The sequence below is a fragment of the Paraburkholderia eburnea genome (genome assembly GCF_002917095.1).
Taxonomy (GTDB): Bacteria; Pseudomonadota; Gammaproteobacteria; order Burkholderiales; family Burkholderiaceae; genus Paraburkholderia; species Paraburkholderia eburnea.
Genome location: NZ_PQGA01000017.1, coordinates 56,231 through 77,308, shown reverse-complemented (window position 1 = coordinate 77,308; position 21,078 = coordinate 56,231). Strand labels below are relative to the sequence as shown.

The 21,078-nt window shown below is 62.1% G+C and carries 17 protein-coding genes and 1 pseudogene; 6 read left to right on the top strand and 12 right to left on the bottom strand.

The features are described from left to right. Nucleotides 1-134 precede the first annotated feature (134 nt). The 3 genes from B0G62_RS24065 to B0G62_RS24055 form a co-directional block, all read right to left on the bottom strand. Nucleotides 135-2,480 (bottom strand): M23 family metallopeptidase, encoded by a 2,346-nt coding sequence (locus B0G62_RS24065; RefSeq protein WP_146055350.1) that lies wholly within the window; start codon nucleotides 2,478-2,480, stop codon nucleotides 135-137. Between the two features lie 78 nt (nucleotides 2,481-2,558). After that, a complete protein-coding gene (locus tag B0G62_RS24060) occupies nucleotides 2,559-4,898 on the bottom strand; it encodes a type VI secretion system Vgr family protein (RefSeq protein ID WP_322789244.1) in 2,340 nt (779 codons plus the stop codon). Nucleotides 4,899-5,190: 292 nt separating this feature from the next. Further along, nucleotides 5,191-5,511 (bottom strand): hypothetical protein, encoded by a 321-nt coding sequence (locus B0G62_RS24055; RefSeq protein ID WP_103706713.1) that lies wholly within the window; start codon nucleotides 5,509-5,511, stop codon nucleotides 5,191-5,193. 215 nt (nucleotides 5,512-5,726) lie between these two features. Between B0G62_RS24055 and B0G62_RS24050 the strand changes: the two are divergent. Continuing rightward, nucleotides 5,727-5,975 (top strand): annotated as a pseudogene (locus B0G62_RS24050) (short-chain dehydrogenase/reductase); the annotation flags it as partial. A 110-nt stretch (nucleotides 5,976-6,085) separates the two neighbouring features. Here B0G62_RS24050 and B0G62_RS24045 read toward each other — a convergent pair. The 3 genes from B0G62_RS24045 to B0G62_RS24035 all read right to left on the bottom strand — a co-directional run bounded on the left by B0G62_RS24045 (nucleotide 6,086) and on the right by B0G62_RS24035 (nucleotide 10,047). Further along, the gene (locus tag B0G62_RS24045; protein ID WP_103706762.1) at nucleotides 6,086-7,129 is read right to left on the bottom strand and encodes an alpha/beta fold hydrolase; all 1,044 of its coding nucleotides are present in this window, start codon (nucleotides 7,127-7,129) and stop codon (nucleotides 6,086-6,088) included. Nucleotides 7,130-7,457: 328 nt separating this feature from the next. After that, nucleotides 7,458-8,567, bottom strand: a complete 1,110-nt coding sequence (locus B0G62_RS24040; protein WP_103706712.1) for a DmpA family aminopeptidase — start codon at nucleotides 8,565-8,567, stop codon at nucleotides 7,458-7,460. A gap of 55 nt (nucleotides 8,568-8,622) precedes the next feature. Continuing rightward, nucleotides 8,623-10,047 (bottom strand): APC family permease, encoded by a 1,425-nt coding sequence (locus B0G62_RS24035; RefSeq protein ID WP_103706711.1) that lies wholly within the window; start codon nucleotides 10,045-10,047, stop codon nucleotides 8,623-8,625. 167 nt (nucleotides 10,048-10,214) lie between these two features. Here B0G62_RS24035 and B0G62_RS24030 point away from each other — a divergent pair, with 167 nt between their 5' ends. Continuing rightward, nucleotides 10,215-11,018: a helix-turn-helix transcriptional regulator gene (locus B0G62_RS24030; protein WP_103706710.1), complete on the top strand. Its 804-nt coding sequence runs from the start codon at nucleotides 10,215-10,217 to the stop codon at nucleotides 11,016-11,018. A gap of 109 nt (nucleotides 11,019-11,127) precedes the next feature. On the opposite strand, the gene B0G62_RS24025 is transcribed toward B0G62_RS24030, so the two are convergent. Beyond that, complete coding sequence (locus B0G62_RS24025) at nucleotides 11,128-12,765, bottom strand: ABC transporter substrate-binding protein (RefSeq protein ID WP_103706709.1); 1,638 nt, start codon at nucleotides 12,763-12,765, stop codon at nucleotides 11,128-11,130. A 293-nt stretch (nucleotides 12,766-13,058) separates the two neighbouring features. Here B0G62_RS24025 and B0G62_RS32510 point away from each other — a divergent pair, with 293 nt between their 5' ends. Next, nucleotides 13,059-13,193 carry a hypothetical protein gene (locus tag B0G62_RS32510; RefSeq protein WP_275692885.1) on the top strand — a complete coding sequence of 45 codons (135 nt, stop codon included), beginning with the start codon at nucleotides 13,059-13,061 and terminating at the stop codon, nucleotides 13,191-13,193. A 320-nt stretch (nucleotides 13,194-13,513) separates the two neighbouring features. Beyond that, the gene (locus B0G62_RS24020; RefSeq protein ID WP_103706708.1) at nucleotides 13,514-13,909 is read left to right on the top strand and encodes a hypothetical protein; all 396 of its coding nucleotides are present in this window, start codon (nucleotides 13,514-13,516) and stop codon (nucleotides 13,907-13,909) included. Nucleotides 13,910-13,918: 9 nt separating this feature from the next. Here the strand turns inward: B0G62_RS24020 and B0G62_RS24015 are convergent, their stop codons facing one another. From B0G62_RS24015 to B0G62_RS31435, 5 genes are all read right to left on the bottom strand, one after another. Next, nucleotides 13,919-14,914: a 2-hydroxyacid dehydrogenase gene (locus tag B0G62_RS24015; protein WP_103706707.1), complete on the bottom strand. Its 996-nt coding sequence runs from the start codon at nucleotides 14,912-14,914 to the stop codon at nucleotides 13,919-13,921. A gap of 47 nt (nucleotides 14,915-14,961) precedes the next feature. Then, nucleotides 14,962-16,551: an aspartate:alanine exchanger family transporter gene (locus tag B0G62_RS24010; RefSeq protein ID WP_103706706.1), complete on the bottom strand. Its 1,590-nt coding sequence runs from the start codon at nucleotides 16,549-16,551 to the stop codon at nucleotides 14,962-14,964. A 212-nt stretch (nucleotides 16,552-16,763) separates the two neighbouring features. Next, complete coding sequence (locus tag B0G62_RS24005; RefSeq protein ID WP_103706705.1) at nucleotides 16,764-17,420, bottom strand: glutathione S-transferase family protein; 657 nt, start codon at nucleotides 17,418-17,420, stop codon at nucleotides 16,764-16,766. Between the two features lie 62 nt (nucleotides 17,421-17,482). Further along, complete coding sequence (locus B0G62_RS24000; protein WP_167401327.1) at nucleotides 17,483-18,292, bottom strand: acyltransferase family protein; 810 nt, start codon at nucleotides 18,290-18,292, stop codon at nucleotides 17,483-17,485. Continuing rightward, nucleotides 18,201-18,515: an acyltransferase family protein gene (locus B0G62_RS31435; protein ID WP_146055349.1), complete on the bottom strand. Its 315-nt coding sequence runs from the start codon at nucleotides 18,513-18,515 to the stop codon at nucleotides 18,201-18,203. Before B0G62_RS31435 ends, B0G62_RS24000 begins: the two co-directional genes overlap by 92 nt. 298 nt (nucleotides 18,516-18,813) lie before the next feature. Here B0G62_RS31435 and B0G62_RS23995 point away from each other — a divergent pair, with 298 nt between their 5' ends. Next, the gene (locus B0G62_RS23995) at nucleotides 18,814-19,746 is read left to right on the top strand and encodes a hypothetical protein (protein WP_146055348.1); all 933 of its coding nucleotides are present in this window, start codon (nucleotides 18,814-18,816) and stop codon (nucleotides 19,744-19,746) included. 285 nt (nucleotides 19,747-20,031) lie between these two features. After that, on the top strand, nucleotides 20,032-21,003 hold the full coding sequence (locus tag B0G62_RS23990; protein WP_103706702.1) for a LysR family transcriptional regulator: 972 nt from the start codon (nucleotides 20,032-20,034) through the stop codon (nucleotides 21,001-21,003). Nucleotides 21,004-21,078: the final 75 nt, after the last annotated feature.

The following is a 21,078-nucleotide window of genomic DNA, read 5'->3' as shown; positions in this document are numbered from 1 at the left end:
TTTTGACCTTTAATTTCCACTACAGCAGTAACCCCAGGAGATGGAGTGAAAGTTTTCGAAAAATCGGCAGCGTACACCGAAAACGATATCGCGAGCATCGCCACAGCCACTAAGGACCTGATTATTCTCATAGATTACTCCGGTCTAAGCATATTTGCCAAAACAGCAACCTTTGGGTGAGGAGGATTAATTAGCACCGCCTCATCAGCATCAATTTCATCACCCAAGACGCGCGATATAAATACTGAATAGGCCTGCCTCTCGTAGTAACCGTTTCCACCCCCGTTAACGAGCCGATTTATAAAACCTACGTTCGAAGCCGAAAAGTTTTTGTCGGAAACCCTATTAATATCCAACAACCCTTGAGAAAATGACTTCGATACCCAATAGAAACCACCTGAGTCACACGCATATTCAGCATTCTCCGCGATAATATCCGGATCGTAACGCGGCGACCAAAGCATCAAATGTCCACCATCACTCGGATTCGCTGAGTAGTGCTGCGAAGTCGCCGTGATACGGTGCTGCGAACCCGGCAACCGCTCAACGTATGAACCTGTAGTGTTATTAGGTATAGCTCGATACGTCCCATACGCCTCAAAATTTCCAACCCAAGTAAGCTGCATAACTCCACGACCATAAAATGGCCCATAGTATTGCGTCGCTGGATTGGCAGCAGAGTATTGACCAAAACCCCATTCATGCATAAGGCGTCTTGTACCACCGAGATTACGCCATTGGGCCGTTTCCAATAAGACTTGCGCCAAAAATAGGGAAATCCGCTTTGAATCACTTCCCATATACTTTCTAAGGCAATTGTTTAGCGCAACTACGTGATTTTTAATACGTTGACGCGCAATTTCCAGCGTTACCCGATAAGTATCGTTGTCGGTTGTAATAGCTCTCCGAGGATGGTCACTTTCCGTATAGAACGGATAGCGAGGAAATGTAGCCGCTAGTTCATCGCGGGTTAGCCAGCCACACTTCCTAAAATGCCGTATAAATGCGAGCGGATGGAAGAACCAGAGATTCTTCCCGGCGGGCAAGCCGGTCACGCCCCAAAACTGGATTTCCTTCAGGTAGTCGAGGAACTTGGTGTAACCTGCCTCGTTCCCGTGATAAAAGCCTCCCTCGTCGAGCAGCTTCACGTAACGCGTATTGTTGTTCGTACTATCCCATTCGCTGGGAGCGTTGCAGATGAATCCACGCAATGCCTGGCGGACGCCATCGTGCCCCCTCACGTAACTGGAAAGTGCGTCCGCCTTCTGTACCTCAGTCGTTGCCGCCGAGACTGTGGGCTGTTCGTTAGCTGAAGCGTCTCTGACGAGTTTCTTTAGCGCGTCGATATCGCACAACCCGTCACTGCCAAAAGGCGTATTACCGTCGCTTAGCTTCTGCCAGCCCATGAACGACGGGAAATCTGCGTCGGACAACTTCTTGATCGCCCGGGCATTGATGTCGATATAACCGAAGTGGTCTGCTGCGTAAGAAACCCGCAGCCACGTAACGCGCTGGCTGGAGACATTTGTCGGATGAGGATTGCCCGGCAATGCCCCGTCTACCGGAGGAGGTGAATTGGCCGACTGATCCGTTAGCGTAGGTGCCGAAAGGATACGTCCGAAGCGCAGCATCTCGTACCCGTCGCTCGGGCAGGCCCCATAGAGCGCCGTCGCACGCTTGTAAAGGTCGTATTCGTAATCGGGCTCGGGTACCGGCTGCTCCGTCAGCAGCGTGCGCGAACCGTCCGCCGCGACGCTCCAGACATTGGTGTACTTTGTCCCTTTGCTGAAGTACGTTTCGACGACGAGCGGCAGCGTATTCGTCCCTACCTGCCCCGGGTCAAACTCGATGCCATGCAGTTTGTTGTGTTCATCAGTTCCGGGCGGTAGTGGATAAAATTGTTGCCCGGCGGGAATCGTGTAGTAGGTATGCCCCCAGCAATCCGTCGTCGTCGGCGTAACCGGCGTCGCGTTGCCGAGCTGCGTATGGCCGAAAAAAGTATCGAAATCGGCCGGCAGCATGAAGACTTCGCAGTGCATATACACGACGCCTTGATAACGCCCGAGATAACCAACGATATCTTTGCGCCGTACCTTATGGACGCCGCCCGCCACCGCAGGCGCTACCTGCCCCTGCGGAACCTCACCGGTAGGCTTGCACAGGAAGTCCGCCAGCCCCGTCGCGTCGTAACCGAACGTGTGGTACTCCGCGAGCGGCAACAGGTGCATGTAGAGCGAATAGAACGTCAGCGTGCGGCCATCGCCCGTTTCGGTCGAGTGCCTGAGCAGGACGAAACCCGCGTTGCTGTTGCCGGAGTTGATCGCGTGCTGGCAGACCCGGTACGCAACGACATCGCCGTCGGCGATGGCATAAACCGCGCCGTGCACGTCGGGCGCCAGATGGACGCCACAATGCCAGTGCCGGTCGAACGCGACCGGGTAGATACCGTGTGCAAGCTCGAACTTGTCGACGGCGTCCATCATTGGGTCCGGCTTCGAGGCATCGCTCGACGTCACGCCCGATTGGGGCAGAAAGGGAGGGCTGATAATCATGGCGGTCTAGTGCGTATGGGAGTACAGATCGTCGAGCTGAAGATCGCTTTGGGGCAGCACAGGCAGCGTCGTCGCGACGTTGTCCGGTCCCACGAAGGTAAACGAGGCGGCCTTGATGGTGTATGCGCCGGGACAATGGAACGTGATATTGCCGCCCTCCAAGACGACGGAAGCGCCCCCGCAATTCAACGTGATCTTCGACTTCGCAGAAACCTGGACGTCCGCAGTTTCGCTCGCGACGCGCAACTGCTTCTGCGCGAACAGGTCCATCCCGTCCGTGAGCGCCGCCATCATGACCTTGCCCTTCGCCGCGATAAAGTTCAGCCCGAGCTTGTGCGAGCATAGCGAGATCAGTTCGCCCGCTACCATGCGTAGCCGCTTCGTGATGCTGGCGTCCATGCTCTGGCCGGCGGTGACGATCACGTTCTCGCCCGCCGAGTGCTGGACCGATTTCGGTGTGACGAACGCCATGCCGCCCGGGGCACTCGCGAGCAGCCCCGCGTCGCGGAGCTGGTTCAGCCCGTCGAGAAGCGCCGCCTGCGTCGCGCGATCGGCAGGATCGGCTCCGGCCTGCGTGGTTGCCGCCGCGAGATCCGTCACACGCTGTAATGCCGACTTGAGCAGCGCAACGGCGGCAGGCATTTCGAGGTGCGGCGTATCGGCTCCCGCCGCAGCATCCGCCGTAAAGAACAACCCTTTCGCCGCGCGCGTCGTACCCCATCCCTGGGTCGTGACCTCATACCCCTCCCCGCGCTTGAGCTTTTTGCTGTTGAGCAGGTAGCCCTGGTTCATCGCCGTCTGGTTGTAGACCGTCGCGATTCGCGCGCTTTCCTTGCCCTGCAAATCGTTAAAGACGATCTCCGCGCCACGCAGCGGCGAACGCCAGATCGCGTAGCTGAACATTGCGTTCGCGCCGTGAACCACGTCCGGGTGGGAATAGTCGTGCAGGGCACCGGAGATATGCAGGCGGTCGACGTCGTTGTGGGCCGCTTCGAGCAGGACCTCGGTCGTCGGAAGCAGTGGCGAGTGGAAGCCACCCTGATACGACGAGGACGGCCGCAGCAGACGCAGCTTAAGCAGTTGCCGGTCGGTATTGCCCGAGCCTTGCAGGAACTTCGGCAGAACCGGATACCGCCCGTATTCGTCGAGGCACGCGTAGGGCGCCGAATCAAATGTCGTGACGACGCCTACGACGGGGCCATTGATAAATCGCCAGTCACGCTCGTAGTCGAACCGTGGCCGATACGCGAGGTGCGCGGGCATCGCCTTGAAGCGGGTGAACGCCGGCTTCGTGCGGCTGCCCTTCATGACCATCGAGGTAATCACGAAGCCGTATTCCGCGCTTGCGAGCTTCGCGTTCGTCAGCTTCATGACCACGCCCGGCGCGACACCCTTCGCGTCGGTCGTGCCCGAGAGCGTCGCCTGCCGCGCTACCAGCTCGTCGCGCCGTGCCTGGACCAGCGCCTCGCCTTGCTGCTGCGTGAGGTGGAACTCCGCGCTGCGGTTGATCTGGCCGAATACCGAGCGGTCCCCCGCTTCGCTGGAGACGCTCGCGCTCGCCCGTAACGGGTCGTCCGGCGTGCGATAGTTGCGCTCCCATACCTCGACCGTCGCGGCAACCAGCCTGCGGTGCTCGTTGACCTGCTGCACCGCTTCCTGCCAGTTGCTGTTCAGACCCGCGCCGTCGAGCAGCGGCACCTCGATCGAGCGGATATAGGCGCGCGGATTGTTGGCGAAAACAATGGTCTCAAGTCGCCCGTCCTTGCTGCGGCCCTGCCGGTAGAACCAGAAAACGCCCTTGCGGCGGCAGTGACGGGTAATCAGGTTGTAGAGCGACTCCTCATACATGACCACCTGTTCCATCTTCTCGTCGAATCCCTCAATCTGGAACTCCACGTCGAAGGCGTCGAAATTCTTCCGGTCGACGACGGCCTGCGTGATCAGCTCCTGGAGGGTAACGTCCTTGAACGTATCGGACCGGACTATGCGCTTGAGGAGGGCCGCGAAACGCGGTTCGAGGCGCAGGCGGTAGGTGCCCTCGTCGCGACTCACGCTGACCCGCTTCCAGCGCGTGATCACGCCGTTGAAGGTCGCCGCCTCACGGTCGACGGAGTCGGCATAGCTCGCCGAAGGCACGGTCGCACACTCGTCGATCTGCAACCCCGCCCGTTTCCCCACGCAGAGCTTGCCGTCGATGGCCAGTTCCGGCGACGTGACCGTGACGTCGACGAAATAGTCCCGGCAGAAGCCGGCCTTCGCCTTGAAGTTGACCACGTCGAGCGGAATGTCGAGTCCGCCTACCCACAGGCTCAGGCGCTGACTCAGGCGCGCGCTTGGGTGGAGCAAGGTATCCGTAAATCGTTTTGTCACAGCATCCATACGCATCCCGGTTCGTTAAAAGGAACAAGGCGAAGCCGCCGGATTGACGCTTCTCGCCGGATTCGCGATTTCTGGCAACCAGCAATTAAGGAATTACTCCATCCATGCGTCAATCGGGGCATCAGGATGGCGTCTGCAATTCCCCACGTTTTTGTCAAACAAGGACAACCCCGCGATCTGCCGATTTTTCGAGATTCCATTGCGTGGTAGTCCGTAGCAAACGCCCTTAACCGGCGGGGAACGTCCCGCGAAAAACACGCTAGTGATGCGCGGGCGGCGCGAGCGGATCGCGCACCGGGAACGGCCATTCCTGGAGGTTCTCGCGATGCAGGGCGCAGAGGAGCATCGTCGCGTCATCGCGGGCGCGCGACTCGATCTGCCCGATCAGATTTTCGACAAGCGCGAGGGTCGCGCGCCCGGCGTCGCCGGGGCCAGCCCGCATGACCTCGCGGATCAGGCGGCCGAGCTGCTGAAGGTCGTCTACGCGCGTATCGGCGTGGCTGGCCGCGAGCATGGCAAGACTTTGCAGGCGGTTGTAGTCGCGCAGGAGGGTGCGCAGGGCTGTGCCCGGCAACGGCACGGTGAGAGAGTGTCGTCGGACATGGCATGCAGGTCCTTGAGACGGGCCCGCGCACAACGCGACAAGGTGGGGTGAGCGGGCACATTGACAGGGTGTGGAAACCGGCTGCTTGACCAGTACCGGCAGGTCCGAAGACCTACCCCACCAAGGCCCGCCCATTGACGAAAGCAACAGACGTGCGGAGGTAGCCGCAACCCTTGCGGATGTGCAGGGTCATCCACGCCGAATTGAAGCCGCTGGGCATCCACGCAACCGTGGTCGAGCCGGGATATTTCCGCACCGACTTTCTGGATGCGTCTTCACTGGTCGTGGCGCCCGACGTGATCGACGACGCGTCAAACCCGCCGCTGCGGCTTCCGCTTGGCACGGACACGCTCGCTGCCATCGCTGCGAAAAACGCATACGTCACGCAGGAAACGGAAGCATGGAAGGTGTTATCCGCATCGACTGACTTTGCAGCTTGAGTGCGAGGCGGGCGCTGATCGACGCAATATTGCCCGCAACAAAAAGCGCCCAGGTCTCCCCGGGCGTTTTCATTCCAGCATCACTCACGCTTTTCGACGCCTCCTCTCCATCACAAATGCGTCACCTGCAGGATCGCCTCGGCAAACGCCTTCGGCGCTTCTTGCGGCAGGTTGTGCCCAATTCCGCCAGTCAGATTGCGGTGCAGATACTTGCCCGTAAACTTCTTCGCGTAGGAGGCCGGTTCCGGATGCGGCGCGCCGTTCGCATCGCCTTCCATCGTAATCGTCGGTACCGCAATCGTCGGACCAGCCGCAAGACGCTGCTCGATTGCATCGAGACGCGATTCGCCTTGCACGAGGCCCAGCCGCCAGCGGTAATTGTGAATCACGACAGCCACATGATCCGGATTCTGGAATGAAGCCGCCGTACGCTCATAGGTGGCGTCATCGAAATTCCACTTTGGCGAGGCCAGTTGCCAGATCAGTTTATTGAACGCATCGCGGTTGGCGGCATAGCCCTGCGCGCCGCGCTCGGTCGAGAAGTAGAACTGATACCACCACTGCAATTCGGCCTTCGGCGGCAACGGGTTTTTATTCGCCGCCTGAGAGCCGATCAAATAGCCGCTCACCGAAACCAGCCCCTTGACGCGTTCGGGCCACAGCGCCGCGATGCAGTCCGCCGTGCGGCCGCCCCAATCGTAACCGCCCAGGATGGCCTGATCGATCTTCAGCGCATCCATGAACGCGATGATGTCCACGGCGGTCACAGCCTGCTGGCCGTTGCGCGGCGTATTCGCGGAGAGAAAGCGCGTCGAACCATAACCGCGCAAATACGGCACGATCACGCGATAGCCCGCTGCCGCAAGCATCGGCGCGACTTCGACGAAGCTATGAATGTCATATGGCCAGCCGTGCAGCAGCAGCACCGGTTGACCGTCCTTTGGTCCCGCCTCGGCATAGCCGACGTTCAGCAGGCCCGCGTCGATCTGGCGGATCGGCCCGAACGAGATGTTACTGCCCGTACGCGAGCTGGACGCCGCGCCTTCCGTGGACTGCGCGTGGGCCAGGCTGTTCAGGCCCAGGTCCGCGAGGCTCAAGCTCGCCAGCGTAGTGCCGAGAATCCGACGACGCCGGACATTGACGGGATCTGACATGACGTTTTTCTCCGTGGTGATCGCAAACACGCGAATGAACGCTTCAGCGTCTTTATAGCGCAGTCGCTCAGACGCCACGTATCCCAATGTATCTGCCCGCCGTCCGTACACACGACGAATCAAAATCGCTGCTTTAAATGCGATTTGAATACACCTTAAATTCACTTTAAGCGCGCGAATCGACCAGCGAAGCAGGTACGCCGCCGGCCCCGATATCGATGTGGATATTACGCTGGCCGAAGTCCGACGCGAGCTAATGATGTGATAACGCACCGCATATCGTACGGAATCCGTATCGATATGCGGCGCGCTTTGGCCTTGATCGAATTTAGTGGGCGCTTCGTGGCCGCCACCCCACTTCCCTCAACGCATCGACCAGCCGCGCCGCGCCCAGCGCTTCCACCTTCGCGCCACGCGACGCCACATCGCGCCCGGCCACGAGCGCGTTGATGATCGCTTCCTCCACGGCTTCCGCCGCCGCCACGAACAGCGCGGAAATATGGTCGTTGTTGACCATCTTCACGTCGGCCGTGGGCGCGCCCTTGCGGCCATAGTTCGCCGCAGGCAGCCCGCGATTACCCGTCGCAAAAGCCAGAAAGATATCGCCGCTCGAATCCTCCGTGCCTCCGCCCACGCGAGCCAGGCCCACGCTCGCGCGCTGCGCCAGTCGCGTGCACTGATGCGGCAGCAAGGGCGCGTCGGTGGCGAGCGTGACAACAATGGAACCCATGCCCGGCTCGCCTTTCGCATCGGCCTCGCGAAACGGCGAATGCACATGGCCCAGCACTTCGCCCACCGGATAACCGGCCACCCGCAGCATCTCGCGCACGCCATAGTTTGACTGCACGAGCGCGCCCATGGTCCAGCCGCCCGCGTCGGCGTCCAGCACGCGCGATGCCGTGCCAATGCCGCCCTTGAACTCGTGGCAGATCATGCCCGTGCCGCCGCCCACGCTCCCTTCCTCGACCGGCCCGCTGCGCGCCGCCGCAAGCGCATCACGCACATGCGCGGCTGTGACGTGTTGCCCCCAGATGTCGTTGAGCAGGCCGTCGTACGTCTCCATCACGACCGGCATGCACCAGTAGATACGATTACGCACGCTGTCCCGTTCGGCCGCGATCAATGCATCGCGCACCGTGCCAACGCTGTGCGTGTTCGTGCAGGCGATGGGCGTGGTAAGCAGACCCGCCTCGCGAATCCATTCGAGGCCCGTGGCGTCGCCGTTGCCGTTGAGCACATGCACGCCCGCAAAACAGGGGTCGTCGTGTGTCGCGCCCGCGCGCGGCTCGATGATCGTCACGCCGGTGCGTACCGACACGTCGCCGTTATCGACTTCGACCGTGCAATGCCCGACCCGCACGCCCGCGACATCGGTGATCGCGTTGAAACGCCCCGGCTTGCCGGTTCCGATGCGGATGCCGAGTTCCCTCGTTCGCATGATGCCTGTCCTCCGTTGTTTCAGTTTCAGTGCTATTTACAGTGTTAGGTGTGGTTCAAAGCGTGCGGAATGTTTCGCTACGCCGCGCGCAGGCCGCATACATCACGAGCGCGACGATCAGCAGCACGCCGATGATGTACAGATCCGCTGCCTTGGTGGCCGTGGCGAGCGTCGTATAGAGCGTGTAGCCGGCCCCCGCGATCGCGACGAGCGGCGTGACGGGCCACAACGGCATACGGTAGTGATGCTCGACATCGCGGCGCACGAGACGGCTCGCAAGCGCGGCCAGCCCGACGACGAGGTAGACCAGCAGCAGCAGATCCACCGTGAAAGCGGTCAGCTCATCGAGGCTCGATACGAACACCAGCCCCGCCGAAGGCACCGCGAGCGCGAGCGTCGCAAGCCACGGCGAATCCAGACGCGGATGGATCGTCGAGAACGCCCGGTTGCAGCCGCGCGGCCAGAGCGCGTGACGGCCGCTGCTATAGAGCAGACGCCCCATCGTGATGACGATCGCGATGATCGCGTTGAACACGGAGAGAAAGATGCCGCCGCTCACCACACGCGAGAGCACCGGATTGCCGAGTTCACGCACGACATAGCCGATCGGATCGGCGCTCTTCGACAGTTCGCTGAGCGACGGCGCGCCGAGCACGATCGCAATGAGCGGCACGAGTTCGACCACCAGAATCACGAGCAGCGAATAGATCACGGCGCGCGCGACATTGCGATTGCCGCCGCGCAGGTCTTCGGCGAGATACGCTGCCGAGCCGAAGCCGTTGTAGCAGAAGATCGCCGTGCCGATGGCGGGCACGATCGCCGCCGCTGTAGCCGGAATCAGCGCACCGCCGCTGGCGACGAGCGGATGCACGAGCGCGAGCGCGCCGCGATGCGGGGCACTGAAGCCCAGTCCCGCGATCAGCATCAGCACGCCCACTTCGACGACGAGAAACGCCCCCGTGATCCACGCGTTGGTCTTGATGTTGAGCATGCCCAGCACGTAGCTGAGCAGCACGATGGTCAACGCGACGGACTGGTTGCCGAACTGCGTGCCGAGCGCGTTGTTGAGGTAAGGCGCGGCGCCGCTTGCGAGCACGGCCGGAATGAATACGCTGACCGCCAGCACCGTGATGAAGGTCAGATAGCCGGGCAAGGTGCCGAACACGCGTTTGGCCATCACATATTCGCCGCCCGCGCTGCGGTGTGCGGCGCTTAGCTCCGCATAACAAAGTGCGAATGCAAAGGCGAGCACGCCGCCCAGCAGGAACGACATCACCGCGCCGCTGCCCGCCTGCTGGATCGCGAACGGCGCGATCACGAAGATCGAACTCGCGGGCGTGACGCCCGACACGGTGATCATGACCGCGTCGCGCACGCTAAGCGTCTGCGTGAGCGTGCGTCTCGTTTCACCGGCTTGGCTGGTTTCACCCGGCTCGGACGACGATTGCATCGTGCCCGTGGATTCCGACATCATTGCCATCCTGCTCTCCTATGCTGCGCTTTTTTGAACGCCCATACTCGGGGCCACAGATTGCGTTGCAGTCTAGGAAGCCATTTTTTTGACCGCTATTCCCATTTAGGGTTACGCCCTCGCGGTGTCTGGCTATTGTGGCGACATAGGGCCAACATAGCGCCAACAAACAGGTTATGGATCGACTCTTTACGGAAATTGCAATGCATCAGGCGCTCGGCCGCGTGCTGGACCATCTCGGTCAGCCGCGTTTCTGGCGCTTTCTGGTGCTGCTGCTCAACGAAATGGTGCCGTTCGACAACGCGCTCGCCACGGCGATCGGCGCGGATGGCGTGCCCGTCGTGCTCGACGAATACGATGCGGGCGGCAGCGATACACCCTCGCCCGTGCCGCTCTATCTGAACGGTCTCTATCTGCTCGATCCGTTTCTACAGGCGGCGCACGACGGGCTCGCGGACGGCTGCTACCGGCTGGAGGAAGTCGCGCCTGACCTGTTCCGGCAAAGCGAATATTTTCTGAGTTATTTCCGCGATGCGGTAGGCGAGGATGAAATCCAGGTGCTGTTGCGCCCGCAGCCGGACGTGCTGCTTTCGCTGTCGCTGGGCGCCGCCACGCGTTTCGATGCCGAGCCGCTAGGCAAGCTCACGGCTGCCTTGCCGTGGGTGCTCGCCGCCATTCGCCAGCATTGGCGGCTGGCCGGCGACACCGCGCGCATCGTACCGAGCGCCGCCGATCTGGGCGCGCGCGTGGAGGCAGCGCTCGCGCGTTTCGGCGCGGGTCTGCTGACCGAGCGGGAAATGGGCATCGCGCGCATGGTGCTTCGCGGCAATTCCTCCAAGGCGATCGCCGAGCGGCTCGCCATATCGCCGGAGACGGTGAAGGTGCACCGCCGCCATCTCTACACCAAGCTAGGGGTTTCTACCCAGCCTGAACTGTTTTCGCGCTTTATCGAAGCGCTGGGCGATGAGGACGCACCTTAGCGCTTTTTCGCCTTGTCATTCGGTATCCTCTCTAATTTTTCACGACACTGTTGCGTGCGCGCGAAATCAGCAATAAAAATCAAAGGCGACTATCACGCGCTACGGCAACTTACTGCAGTGACACCCCATCGAAACGATGGCTGCCCAGCGGCGAGAACACCAGGCCCTGAACGCGATCCGACACCGGCAGCGACACGATCGAATGCGCGATCGGCGTGAACGGCACCTGCTGCTTGAAAATGACCTGCGCCTGCTCATAGAGCGCGGTGCGCTGCTGCACATCGGCATCGGCACGCGCCTTGTCGATCAGCTTGTTGAACGCCGGATCGCACCATTTCGACACGTTGCTGCCGTGCACGGCATCGCAGCCCAGCAGCGCGCCCAGCCAGTTGTCCGGATCGCCGTTATCGCCCGACCAGCCGTATAGCAGCGCGTCGTGCTCGCCGCCCTGCTTTGCGCGGCGATTATATTCGCCCCATTCGTAGCTCACGATCTTCGCGCGCACACCGATCTTCGCCCAATCCTGCTGGATCAGTTGCGCCATCAATTGGGCGTTCGGATTGTAGGGACGCTGCACGGGCATCGCCCAGAGCGTGATCTCGAAGCCCTGCGAAAAACCCGCCTGCGCGAGCAGCGCACGGGCTTTCGCGGGATCGAAAGGCGCGTCCTTGAGGCTCGGGTTATACGACCATTGCGACGGCGGCATGGGATTGGACGCGATCTTCGCATTGCCGGCGAACACCGCCTGAATGATGGCAGGCTTGTCGATCGCCATATCGAGCGCGCGGCGCACGTCCACGCGATCGAGCGGCGGATGCTGCGTGTTATAGGCGACGAAGCCGACATTGAAGCCCACGCCCGACACCAGCCGCAGCGACGGATTGCGTTTGACCACGTCGAGATCGGCCGGACGCGGAAACACCGACACCTGGCATTCGCCGCTCGCGAGCTTCTGGATCCGCACGGCCGGATCGGGATTGATCGAGAAGATCAGATGCGCGAGCTTGACGTCCTGGGGGCGCCAGTAATCGGGATTCGCGTCGTAGCGGATCAGCGCGTCCTTCTGGTAAGAGCGGAACACGAATGGCCCCGTGCCCACCGGCAACTGGTTGATATCGGCTTCGCGATGCGCGGCGCTCAACTGCGCCGCGTATTCGGCCGAGAGAATCGACGCGAAGCTCATCGCCAGATTGCGCACGAAGATCACGTCGGGCGTCTTGAGCGTGAAGCGCACCGTGTAATCGTCGAGCTTGTCGATCTGCGCGATGTTCTTGTCGAAGCCCAGATCGCTGAAATATGGGAAGCTCGTCGGATAGGCCTTGCGGAACGGCTGCTGCGCATCGAGCATCCGGTTGAACGTGAAAAGCACGTCATCGGCGTCGAAGTCGCGTGTGGGATGGAACCACGCCGTCGTCTGGAATTTCACGCCGCGCCGCAAGTGAAACGTGTAGACGCGCTGATCGGGCGAACTGTCCCAACTCGTCGCGAGTCCCGGTTCGAGATCGAGCGTGCCGTTGCGAAACTGCACGAGTTCGTTGTAGATCGTATCGGTGCTGGCGTCGAAGTCGGTGCTGGTAGTGTGCTGGCCGGGGTCGAAGCCGGCCGGGCTGCCCTCGCTACAGAAAACCAGCGTGCCTTTGGGCGCGGCGTGGGCTATCGGCGGGAAAAGCAAAAACGCGGCGGCGAGTGCGCCGGTGCTTGCGAGCGCCTGGGCAAAGCGCCGCACACCTGAAACTTGAATTGGCATGGTGATGTCCGGATGAGGTGCGAAACCTGCGGATTTTTCTGCGATATCCGGACGATTTTGCGTACTGCGCACGCCATGAACCACCAATTTATCCGCACAACATTAGCAGCGAAGGTGCTAAAGCAGTCGGCATGTTGCGTTCGGCCGCCAGTCGTCGGGCGGGTTGACTGTCGTTCTGGGGCCACATCGACTCGGTAAATTGTTGCATCGCCGCACGCCGCCCTTGCATTCCAGGAAAGGGAGCCTATAATAGGGAAAACCCTTAGGTAACTACCCTGGAAACAGAGGACATCATGGCTGCGCTCATCGCTGCACTTTCGTCTAACGTCAATCAAGCTGTTGAGGCGCTCGGTCGTCTCGGCGTCAAGGCTCTCAATCGCCACCTGGAATACTGCGAACTGCTCGCAGAAGCCCAGCGCCGCTACTAAGCGGACCCGCGGACCGAGGGCGTCCGCAGCATTGATCTGTCGCCCTCGAAGTCGCTCTATGTCGTTGCTGTGCTTGCGTCAACGCGCGCCGGAAGCCATTGCTTCTGGCGTTTGCGTTTGTGCCAGGCAAACGCGCATTATTGCGGCCCCGTTCGCGGGCACACCGCCTGGCTTGCCGCAATGGGTCGCGCGCGGATATATGCGGTCGTATGGGCGGTGGGCCGAACTCGGCTTCCAGCAGAACGCAGAACAAGCGTGGTGTAGCATGTTCCGAACAAGCGAACGCCTGCCCCTCAGGCCCGCCCCCGGAACCCTCGTCGATGCCCACCGACTGGAAGCGCCGTATCCGCCTGTTCGTGCAGCGTTTCTGGCAGCCCGCCAGCGCCTGCATGACCTGCATGCCCGGCAGTTGGGGCAACATCATGAGCCTTGGGCACTGGACGCTGGCGTTCAAGACGGGCCTCTTCACCGGCCTGCTCGCTGTGCTGCTCACCTTCACGCCGCTGGCGAATCTCTATTCGAACCGCTACGGCAACGCGCTCGTGATGGGCGCGCTGACGGCAATCGGCGACGCCTGGTCCCACCCAAGTCACTACGCCTTTCCGGAAGCGATCCTCACCGGCACGATTTCGGGGCTGATCACGCTGGCCGCGTCCTTTCTCCTCGAAGACCGCGCGCGGCGACTACGCAGCGCGTGGACGCGGCTCTTCGGTTAAGCGCCGCGCTCATTCAACGCTAATCTGGTTAGTCAACGGCTGCCCGGTTTCAAATTCCGTGATGCTGCGCATCGTCGTCTCGCAGATGGTCGATACGGCCTCGCGCGTCATGAACGCCTGATGCCCCGTCACGATCACATTGGGAAACGTCATCAATCGCTGCAACACATCGTCGTCGACGATCGTGCCCGAGAGATCGCGAAAGAAGACATCGGCTTCCTGCTCGTACACGTCGATCGCGAGGCCACCCAGTTGCCCGCTCTTGAGCGCACCAATCACGGCCTCCGTGTCGACCAGGCCGCCGCGGCTCGTGTTGATGAGCAGTGCGCCACGCTTCGCGCGCGCGAGCGTATCGGCGTTGATGACATGGTAGGTCTGCGGCGTCAGCGGGCAATGCAGCGACACAATGTCGGCGTTCATGCCGATCGCTCCATCCGTCGCGTAGCGGCCGCCCAGCGCTTCGAATTCCGGCGACGGATACGCATCGTAGCCAATCACATCGCAACCGAAACCCACCATGATGCGCGTAAACGCGCGGCCAATCTTGCCGGTGCCGATCACCGCGACGGTCTTGCCACACAGATCGAAGCCCATCAAACCGTCGAGCGCGAAATTGAAATCGCGCGTGCGGTTATACGCCCGGTGGACCTTGCGGTTGATCGCCATCAGCAACGCCACGGCATGCTCGGCGACCGAATTGGGCGAGTAATCGACCACGCGCACCACCTTGATACCCAGTTTCGCGGCCGCCTTCAGGTCGACATTATTGAAACCGGTGCAGCGCAACGCCACCAGTTGCGTGCCGCCGCGCGCCAGCGCTTCAAGGATGCCGGCGTCGGCCTTGTCGTTGACGAAGATGCAGACGCCGCGATAACCCGCCGCAAGTCCTACGGTATCCTCATCAAGCGGATCATCCAGATACCGCAGCCGATGCCCATGATCCGCATTTGCCGCATCGAGAAACTGGCGATCATAGGGCTTTGCACTGAATACGGCTAATTCCATCTGCTTTCTCCGGATACGGGTTCGATACTGCGCGCCGCCGCAACCGCTCACCCCATCAACGCGACGACGATCTGCACAAAGAGAATCTTCACGATAGTCATTGAAGGGAAAATCATCGCATAACCCACGTCTGGCAGGTCGGTCGGCGCCACGCGGTTAGCAAACGCCAGTATCGCCGGGTTGCCGGTCGCGCCGCTGATCACGCCCATCGTCACGTCGAAGGGCAAGCGGAAGATCCACAGGCAGCACGCCGCCGTGATAACCACCAACGCAAGCACGATGACCACGCCATAGAGCAGAAACGACATGCCCGTCGTGCCGACCGTCGCGAAGAATTTGGGCCCGGACGCCATCCCTACCTGGGCCAGAAAGATCGTCAGGCCGAAGTTGCGCAACACCAGATTCGCGGTGAGCGGCATCGTCCAGACGAACGGCCCGAAGCGCCGCAAGCGGCCAAGACACAGCGCGACCAGCAGGAGTGCCGCGAGGCCCAGCGTCAGCCTGCCGACACCGGGAATCGGCACCGGAATCACCCCCGCGATCAACCCGAGCGCCGCGCCGACACCGATCGAAATAAACCCCAGTTCCGCAGTCCCTTTAATCGAATCGCCGAAGAACGCACGCATCGTCTTCTGATGGACCTGATTGACCAGCAAGCCCACCCGGTCGCCGAATTCGAGGATCAATTCCTGGCCCGGCATCATATCGACGTCGCCCCGGCGCACATGCGCGATCGAACACGCCACCCCATCGGGAAGGCGCAAGTCGCGCAGCGCGCGCCCGACCACCCGCCGGCTCGACGCGAACACGCGCATATAGGCCAGATCCTCGCGATGGTTCGTCATGCGCCCCGGCTGCAATTCCCCGCATAGCGCGGTGGCGTCGCGCAACAAGGCCGGATCGGTCGAGGTCGCCAGCAACACGTCGTCGGGCTGCAGGACCAGGTCGGCCAACGGCGTCTGATTGTGGTGAGCGCGGCGCACGGCCGCGATGAACACGCCCTGCGGCAATCGCTTGATGAGATCCGCCAGGGTCAGGCCGACGAGATCCGCATTCCTGAGCGCGATCTCGGCGGTCTCGATCAGTTTCGGCGACGGCCGCTCGATTCTGGGTTTCAGCACGGCGCCCAGCGCATACAGAAACAGAATGGGACCGGCGACGCCAAACGGATACGAAACGCTATAGCCCACCGCCGCGCCGTCGCTTTTCAATGCGGCCACCGCGGCTTGCAGGCTCGCGGTGCTGGTGCCGGAGCCCGCGAACATCCCCAGCGCCTGATCGAGCTTCACGCCGAACAACGGAATCAGCGCGATGGAGACAAAGCCCGCGCCGATCACACCCACGATCGCCGCCGCGTTGGCCTTGAGTCCGTTGGCACTGGTCAGCCCCTTGAAGAACTGCTCGCCATACTGAATGCCGATTCCATACAGAAACAGCAGCAGACCGAGCGTGCCGAGCATGGCGGGCGGCGCCGACTTCGGCGCCCATCCGCCTATCGCGAGACCCACGAACAGCACCGCGCCGGACCCGAGCGACACGCCCTTGATATTCAGTTCGCCCACGACGTAGCCGAGCGCCACCGTCACGAAGAGAGTCAGCAGAGGCTGGGCTTCGAGCAGCGTCTTGATCGCGTCCATGCAAGCCATCCCTGTCGAAGAGTTGGAGTGCTACCACCGCGCTTGCACACATTGGCCTCGCTCAGGCAATGTGTCGCTTCGGCGAATTCGGCAGCTTCGAATTGTCTGCCATTATTCCCCGCGCTGCGTTGGCGCCGCGCGAAACTGCACGCTGACGATAAAGTGGACGCCAAAGGTTAGTTAACCCGCAGCGTGCTTCCCGCCTTCGCCCGTCAATCGCGCTCCGGCGCGCCAAGCGGAAAGAGCGGCCGATACGGCCTCGCCTCCTCCACCGCACGCGCAAATGACGGCCGCGTCAGCAATCGCTCGCGATAAGCGCGCAGCGTGGCTAACTCAACCGGGATGCGATGCGTCCAGTCCGCATAGAACAGCGAGGGCGCCGCCGCGCAATCCGCCAGCGTGAAGTCTTCGCCCGCGGCCCATGTCCGGCGGGCCAACTGCGCGTCCAGCCAGGCATACGCCAGATCGAGCTTCTGTGCCGCGTAGATCTCGCCTTCGGCACGCCTCGCGGCGTCGCCGGATAACGCACCATCGACAGCGCGCTGTACCGGCGTCATCACATGCAGATCGAAGAAACGGTCAAGAAAGCGCACATCGAGCGCCGCCATGGGGTCGGCGGGCAACAGGCGCACGGGTCCGGGATGCGTGAGCTGAAGATATTCGATGATGATGCTGGTCTCGGCCACATCGCGCGCGCCGTCCACCAGCAGCGGGAATTTACGCAGCGGCCAGCGTCGAAGCCAGTCCGCCGCGTGCGGCGAATCCGGCCCGATGACGCGAAATTCAAATGGCGTGGCGTTCTCGTACAGCGCGATCAGCACCTTCTGCGTGTACGAGGAGAAAGGATGACCGTAGAGCGCGAGCGACATCTTGCGACCTCCCTGCAATGCCAACCAGGCGGCAGTTGGCGACGTCCGCCAGACTACCGCATTCAGGCGGCGACGGGACGGCCCCGGGACGGGCGGGCGCGCTTCAGGCGCAGCGCCGGCGATTCCACGCCGCGCCAGCTCGCATAGGCGAGCGGCACGCAAATCGCCGTCACACAGGCAAACAGCGCGAGCGGTGCGATCGACGGCAACCAGAGCGCGAGCAATTGCGTAACGGGCCAGCCGTAGAGATAAAGCCCATAAGAAAGATCGTCACTCGTGCGCAGCTTCGCGAGCAACGGCGACTGGCGCTGGCCGATGTAAAAGAGGGCATAGGCTCCCAGCGTCACGGTGGCCGCGCGCATGACGGCCCCCGGCGCGAACAGGGCCGCGCAAAAGCCGATCAGCGCGAACACGGCGAAGCGACCGCGCAACCGCAAGCGCTCGCGGAACAGGTAGAAGCACACACCCGCCAGATAGAGCGACGCGAACCACAGCATGAAACCCGATACGCCGAATAGCGCGTCGCCCTGCTCGCCGCGATGCTCGGGCGCACCGGCGATCGCGGCCACGTTGACGGCCAGCGCGAGTACAAGAATCGCCCAGCGCCGCTTCATCACGCCGCATAAACCGAGCACGGTCATCAGCAGATAACAGCGCAGTTCGAACGTAATCGTCCACATCGAACCGTTGACCGACGGCACCGGCGAATTCGCGAATACGTCGGGCGTGCGCGGCTGGCGCAGCCCCACGAGATCGGCGAAGAATTTATGCGCCGACCAGTCACTGAAATACTGTGCGGTACTCGCGCCCAAAGGCCCGACCACGAATACCGAAAGCACCGAAGCGACGATAAACGCCGGATAGAGCCGCAAGGCGCGCTTCTTCAGGAACGCGAGCGCGCGGTTCGTGCGACCAGCTTTGCGCGGTCAGATAGCCGCTGAGCAGAAAGAAACCGCATACGCCGAGCGTGCCCACGGACATCCCCGCCGACAGGCCCTCAAGCGGATCCGGATGGCGCAGCAACTCAAACGAATGAGAAAAGATCACCCCGACCGCGAATAGCAGCCGCAAAACGTTGAAGTTATTTTTATGCACGCTTTTATCGTATGTTTGTTGATTTCCCCGTAGCAACGCGGACCGGACTATAGCATCGATCTATTTCAGTTAAATCAAGGCTGTCGCGTGAAAAGAACAACCGATAAGGGGGTGTTGCATCTGTTTTAAATCGCTGGTTTAAAACGCCTTTTAAACTGCGCACCGACGCCCGCGCGCGCACGCATAGGCCCGCGCAAATCCGGCCACGGCACGGTTTCTGCTCAGACACTCCCCATCGGCGCGGCGCTGCCCGCAAGACACAGCGCAACGCGCCGTCAACAACCGGAGGAGGAACCCCATGAATCACACTGAACTGGGCGCGGGGGTGGCAACACCGCTTGTGGCAACGCAGCACGTCAGGCCGCGAGAGGCCGTTTCCTGGGGGGCGATACTCGCGGGGGCTGTCGGTATGGCCGCGTTCTCGCTGATCCTCCTCACTCTCGGCACAGGACTCGGACTCTCATCGCTCTCGCCGTGGCCGGGCAGCGGCGCGCACGCCAAGACCTTTGGCGCGGCGGTCGTAATCTGGATCGTCGTGTCGCAGATCATGGCCTCGGGCCTGGGCGGCTATCTGGCTGGGCGTCTGCGCCGCCACTGGCCGGACATCAGCGGCGATGAAACCCATTTCCGCGACACGGCGCACGGCTTTCTCGCGTGGGCGCTGGCGACGCTCCTGATGGCCGGCCTGCTCGCTTCGGCGGCATCGGGAGTCGGGCGTACCGCGGCGGTGGCTGCCGCCGAAAGCGGCGTCCATACGGCGGCGGGCCTGGGCGGCGTCGATCGCGGCAATGCCCAGACGGCGTGGCAGACCTGGCCCATGGGCTATCTGATCGACGGCATGCTGCGCCCCGTCGACGGCGCGGCCGCGCAGGTGCAAACGCGCCCCGAGCAGGCGCTCGCGAGCGTCGCGCAGAAGCAGGAAATCGCCCGCATCTTCCTCAACAGCCTGCCCTCGGGCAGCGCACTCTCAACCGAAGATGCGCATTACGTCTCGCAGGCCGTCGCCCGGCAAACGGGCCTCTCGGCCGCCGATGCCCAGGCGCGCGTCACGACGACGTACACGCGCCTGCAGGACAAGATGAACGCACTCGACACCGCTGCGCGCGCCGCCGCCGACGAGGCCCGCAAGGCCACCATCCACGCCACGCTCTGGCTGTTCGTTTCGCTGCTGATCGGTGCGTTCGCCGCCAGCTACATGGCGACCGTGGGCGGCCGCCTGCGCGAATTCTGATCATTTCCCCTGGAGACTGACATGCGCTCGATTCTTCTCTATCTGATTGGCGTGCCGATTCCAATCATCATTCTGATCGCCTTGTTCTGGCATTGATCTCATCGAAGACGGCGCGCCTGGCACGCCGTCTTTGACATCGCCCCCACGCCCGCAGTAAAATTATTTCATCATGCGTTGAATATATAGGGCGGGGCGGCCCATGCTTACACAAGCCCTACGCGTCGCGCCCATTTCATCGCTGCGCCCCCGCGCCAACCCGATGAACATTCACACAAGCGCAATCCAATGGACAAGCTGGGCAGCATGAAGATGTTCGTGGGCGTCGCGGAAGCCGGCGGTTTCGCCAAGGCCGCCGTGCGCGCGTCCCTCAGTACCGCCGCCGTCTCGCGTGCGATCATGGATCTGGAGGCCAGCCTGCAAACGCGCCTCTTCAACCGCACCACGCGCCAGATCTCGCTGACCGAAGCGGGCCGCCGTTATCTGGAGCATTGCGAGCGCATCCTCAACGAGGTCGATCTCGCCGATGCGGAGGCCATGGGCGCGACAGCCCTGCCCACCGGACGGCTGCGCGTGCATGCGTCAGCGGGCTTCGGCCAGCATTACCTGACGCCGCTGCTCGCGCGCTATACGCAGCAATTCGAAGGCGTGTCCGTCGATCTGGTGCTTTCGCAGCGCACGCCCGATCTGCTCGAAGAGCGTTTCGACGTGGCAATCGTGGTGGCGCAAAACCTGAAGGATTCGTCGCTGGTGTCGCAGCGCCTGGGCATGACGCGCGCGGTGCTGTGCGCGTCCCCGGAGTATCTGTCGCGGCACGGCACGCCCGCGTCGCTCGATGAACTCGAAGCACACACCTGTGTGCAGCTTTCGCTGCAGGATCAGCCCTCGCTGCCATGGATCTTCGAAGACGCCGACGGCAACGAACAGGCCGTGCGTCCCCAGCACGAAGCGCCCTTCACCGTGAATATCGCCGAAGCGCTGGGCGAAGCGATCCGCGCGGGCATGGGGATCGGCATGCTGCCCATCCCGACCGCGCTGCAAGGTCTGCGCGACGGCACGCTCGTGCAGGTGCTGCCGCATGCGTGCCTGAAGCCGATCAACGTTCACGCGCTGTATGCATCGCGCCAGTACCTCGACGCCAAAATCAAGACGCTGGTGGAATTTTTACGCGATGCCGTGCCGCAACGCGTGGCGGAGCACGAGCAGGAACTGGGGCTATGGCACGCACGCTATGGCCGCTCGCCGATGTGCCCCGCCTGAATGCCGATAATCAGCTAACCGAAGCATCAGAAGAAAACGCCGCGCGCCATGACATGACATGGCGCGCGGCGTTTT